Source organism: Bacteroides sp. RTP31139st1_H2_RTP31139_211217 (genome assembly GCF_040227615.1).
GTDB classification, from domain to species: domain Bacteria; phylum Bacteroidota; class Bacteroidia; order Bacteroidales; family Bacteroidaceae; genus Bacteroides; species Bacteroides uniformis.
Window position 1 is genome coordinate 1 of record NZ_JBCNZM010000078.1, and the last position, 4,267, is coordinate 4,267.

At 59.3% G+C, this 4,267-nt stretch carries 4 protein-coding genes; all 4 read left to right on the forward strand.

Translation table 11 applies throughout. The features are described 5' to 3' along the window. Positions 1-181: 181 nt before the first annotated feature. On the forward strand, positions 182-394 hold the full coding sequence (locus tag ABUA47_RS13725) for a hypothetical protein (RefSeq protein ID WP_007486319.1): 213 nt from the start codon (positions 182-184) through the stop codon (positions 392-394). Between the two features lie 15 nt (positions 395-409). Further along, positions 410-2,509 (forward strand): type IA DNA topoisomerase, encoded by a 2,100-nt coding sequence (locus tag ABUA47_RS13730; RefSeq protein ID WP_007851815.1) that lies wholly within the window; start codon positions 410-412, stop codon positions 2,507-2,509. A 143-nt stretch (positions 2,510-2,652) separates the two neighbouring features. Next, positions 2,653-3,102: a DUF1896 family protein gene (locus tag ABUA47_RS13735; RefSeq protein ID WP_007486316.1), complete on the forward strand. Its 450-nt coding sequence runs from the start codon at positions 2,653-2,655 to the stop codon at positions 3,100-3,102. Further along, positions 3,089-4,267, forward strand: a 1,179-nt coding sequence (locus ABUA47_RS13740; RefSeq protein ID WP_349831679.1) for an N-6 DNA methylase, incomplete at its 3' end; no start/stop codon positions are given. The genes ABUA47_RS13735 and ABUA47_RS13740, both read left to right, overlap by 14 nt.

The following is a 4,267-nucleotide window of genomic DNA, read 5'->3' on the forward strand; positions in this document are numbered from 1 at the left end:
GGTCAAACCCGCCGTTGAAAGCCGTACCCAGGTCGCCGTCAATTCCGAGGGCAAGACCGTCGAAGCGGTCAAAGGTGTGAAAGAGCCGCTCAAGCAGGGACAGCAGGAGGCCACTCCGGCGCAAAGGAGAAATTACCGCAGCTGCAAAAAGAGCAACTCCAAAGGTGTCAAGGTATAACGTATGAAATGGTTCTACATGCAGACCGGAGCCATGCCGCTCCTGATCGCAGCGCTGGCCGCCTTATACCTCCGGCCGGGTAAACGCAGCCCCCCGGAGGAGGCAGACGACGGACGGCAGTATTACGACGGGAACAGCAACCATGTCTATTACGACCGCCGGCTGATCGCCCGTCCGGAAAAAGAGAAAGAAGAACTACAAGAAAACAACCACTGAAAAATCCGAATCATCATGCAAGTTATTATCGCAGAAAAGCCCTCGGTGGCGCGTGAGATCGCCGCCATCGTGGGAGCCACGAACCGTAAAGACGGTTTTATAGAGGGAAACGGCTATGCCGTAACCTGGGCCTTCGGCCACCTGGTCGGGCTGGCAATGCCCCAACAGTATGGCATCGCGGGTTTCCGCCGGGAAAACCTGCCTATCCTGCCATCATCGTTCATCCTCCTGCCCCGGCAGGTTCGGGAGGGTAAAGAGTATAAGGCCGACCCGGGTGTCGTGAAGCAGCTCGGTATTCTCCGGGAATTGTTCGGCATGGCCGAGCGCATCATCGTCGCGACCGACGCGGGGCGTGAAGGGGAGCTGATCTTCCGCTACATCTACTCTTACCTGGAATGCCGTACCCCTTTCGTGCGGTTATGGATCAGCAGCCTGACCGACCGGGCCATCCGCGAGGGGTTACAACACCTTCGCCCCGGCAACGAATACGACAACCTTTACCTCTCGGCCAAAGCCCGCAGCGAAGCCGACTGGATCGTCGGTATCAACGCCTCGCAAGCGCTTGCTGTGGCTGCCGGGCGGGGTGTCTGGTCGCTCGGACGGGTGCAGACCCCCACGCTGGCGATCATCTGCTCCCGTTACCTGGAGAACAAGGCGTTCAAGCCCGCCACCTATTTCCGGCTGAAGCTTTCCACGGCAAAGGAGGGCACGGAGTTCACCGTCCTCTCCACGGAGAAATTCGACGGCAGGGAGAAGGCGGAAGCAGCCCGCGCCGAGGTTATCGGCGCCCGAACGGTACGCGTCGTGAACGTGGAGCGCAAGGAGACCAGGGAACAGCCGCCTCTCTTGTACGACCTGACGACACTCCAGAAAGAGGCCAACAGCCGGTATGGTTTTTCGGCAGAAAAAACGCTCGACATCGCCCAGTCGCTTTACGAGAAGAAGTTCATCACTTATCCCCGTACCGGCTCACGCTATATATCGGAAGATGTGGCCGAGGAGATTCCGGCACTCATCGGGAACATGACACGCTATCCCCGTTTCGCGGAATACGCGAGCAGGATGGATACCGCATCTCTCTCCCGCCGAAGCGTGGACAACGAAAAGATCGCCGACCACCACGCGCTGCTTCCCACCGAGAACCTCCCTTCCGAACTGGATGCCGACCACCGCATCGTCTATGAGATGGTCGCGGGGCGGATGCTCGAAACCTTTTCCGGGGCCTGCGTGAAAGAAAACACTTCCCTTACCCTGCAAAGCGCGGGGCATGATTTCACGGCCCGCGGCAGTATCATGGTCGAGACGGGCTGGCGGGCCGTCCTGAATGAACCTGTCGAGGAGAAAGAGGAGGACATGACCCTCCTTCCCGACATCGTACAAGGCGACGAGCTGCCCGTCAAAGGATGCGGCACGGAACAGAAACAGACCCGGCCGCGCCCCCTTCACACGGAATCGAGCCTGCTGGCGGCGATGGAAACCGCCGGACGCGAACTGTCCGACGAGGCCGAACGCGAGGCGATGAAGGATGCCGGCATCGGCACGCCCGCCACCCGTGCCGCCATCATCGAAACGCTCTTTGCCCGCGAGTATGTCAGGCGAGAGAAAAAGTCGCTTGTACCCACGGACAAGGGACTGGCCGTGTATGCCGTGGTCAGGGACAAGAAGATCGCCGATGTCGCCATGACGGGCGGCTGGGAACTGGCCCTCTCGAAGATCGCTACCGGGGAGATGGACGCCCCGACGTTCCATCGCGGTATCGAAGTCTTCGCCTCGCAAATCGCCAAAGAACTGCTGGAAGCAAGAATCGACGGCGCGGAGAGTGACACAGCCTGCCCGCGTTGCGGCAGGCCCGTGGTGTTCTATCCCAAACTCGCCAAGTGTCAGAATCCCGATTGCGGCCTGACCGTATGGAGAACCGTGGCCCGCAAGGAGCTGACCGACAAGCAGCTCGCGGAACTGCTGACCAAAGGCAAAACCGGCACGATCCGAGGATTCGTCAAAAACGGCGGCGGGACGTTCGACGCGGCCCTCACGCTCGATGACCAGTTCAAGACCTCGTTCGTTTTCGAGCCACGCGATACTCCCAGGCAGGGAAAGAGGAACAAACGGAAATAATCGTTACCTTTGCCACTGGAAAAGACCTGTCATAACGAGATACGCTTGTTTGATAAGGATTTTTTCAGTGGTCGGCGCTTCGGGTGGGAACCCGGGGCGCCTTTCTCTTCCCCGATTATCAACGACCACTAAAAATTCTTATCATGCCAGACAAGCAACACCATACCCCCACGGGGGAATTGTCCTATTACGGACTTTCGTTACTATCCTACCTCAAGGACAGCCACCCGGAACTCATCGCCGAAGGTGAATTCATCGCCGAGCGGGCCGACAGCGCCGCCCAAGCGTACAGCGAGGCGATCCGTTCGGGCTGCAACCACATCGAGGCCGAAGAAATTGCCCGCGAGGAACTCTACCGCGGACTGCACTTTTCACCCTACAACACGCTGGTAAACATCCTCTGGAGGGAATTCGAGGCGGAGATTCCCGAGGATACCGCCCGGCAGGCGGCTCTACGCCTGCTGCCCCTCTGCCGCGGAGTGCTGGAGAAGTACGACCTCACGGACGACTTCGCCGACACGCCCGACTACGAACTGTTCTATACCGAACTGACGGGAACCGTCCAAATACTTCTCGAAGATGGCATTCAATAAGAAAACCCACCTCCGCCAGAATATCGACGCGCTGAAGACGGCCTTCACGCTCGACAGGGAACGGCGGGCGCCGACTCCCGAAGAAGAAAGGACACTCGGCGCATACAGCGGCTTCGGCGCCATCAAGGAAGTGCTGGAAAACCCCACCGGGAAACCGGACAAGGACGGCATGGCAACGCTCGTGGCCGAGTTGCACGAGGTCATCAGGGCGAATACTCCCGACGAACGGGAATACAAGCGCTACATGGACGGGATCAAGAACTCCGTCCTGACGGCTTTTTACACGCCCCCGAAAGTGGCAGACGCCATCGTGGAGGCGATATGGGACACGCGGATCGTCCCAAAACGTATTCTTGACCCCAGCGCGGGAACGGGGGTTTTCGTCAATGCCGTGGATTTCCACGACCCCTACGCGGAGATCACCTGCTTCGAGAAAGACCCCGCCACGGGGTTGATCCTGAAGCACCTGCATCCCGAAAAACGGGTGCGGGTACAGGGATTCGAACGTATCGAACCCAAATACGCCGGTTACTACGACGTGGCCGTGAGCAACATCCCTTTCGGGGACGTGGCGCTCTTCGACCCGTTCTTCTCCACCCATACCGACCCCGTGCGGCGGCAAGGCACACGGGCGCTGCACAACTATTTTTTCATGAAGTCCGTCGATATGGTACGCGAGGGCGGCCTGGTGGCATTCATCACCTCGCAGGGAGTATTGAACGCCGAGCAGGGACGCCCCGTGCGCGAGTGGCTGATGAACCGCTGCGAGCCCGTATCGGCCATCCGGCTGCCGAACAACCTCTTTACAGAACACGCAGGGACGGAGGTCGGCAGCGACCTGGTTATCCTGCAAAAGAAAGCCGCCACGGGGGAACTGTCCGAACGGCAGCGGGATTTCATCGAATCCCGCAAGCTGTCGAACGGCATCCGGATAAACAACCTTTTCCAGTCGTTCGACAGAGTGATCCATACCGAGGCCAAAGTAGGCAAAGACCCCTACGGCAAACCGGCGATGGAGTTCACCCACGCGGAGGGCGTGGACGGCATCGACCGGGAGATGCGGCGTATGCTCTCGGAGGATTTCAACCGGCATTTCAACGAGAGTTATTGCCTGGAACATGCTCCGGAACAGACACCCGGTACACCGGAGCGGGAATTGTCCCGT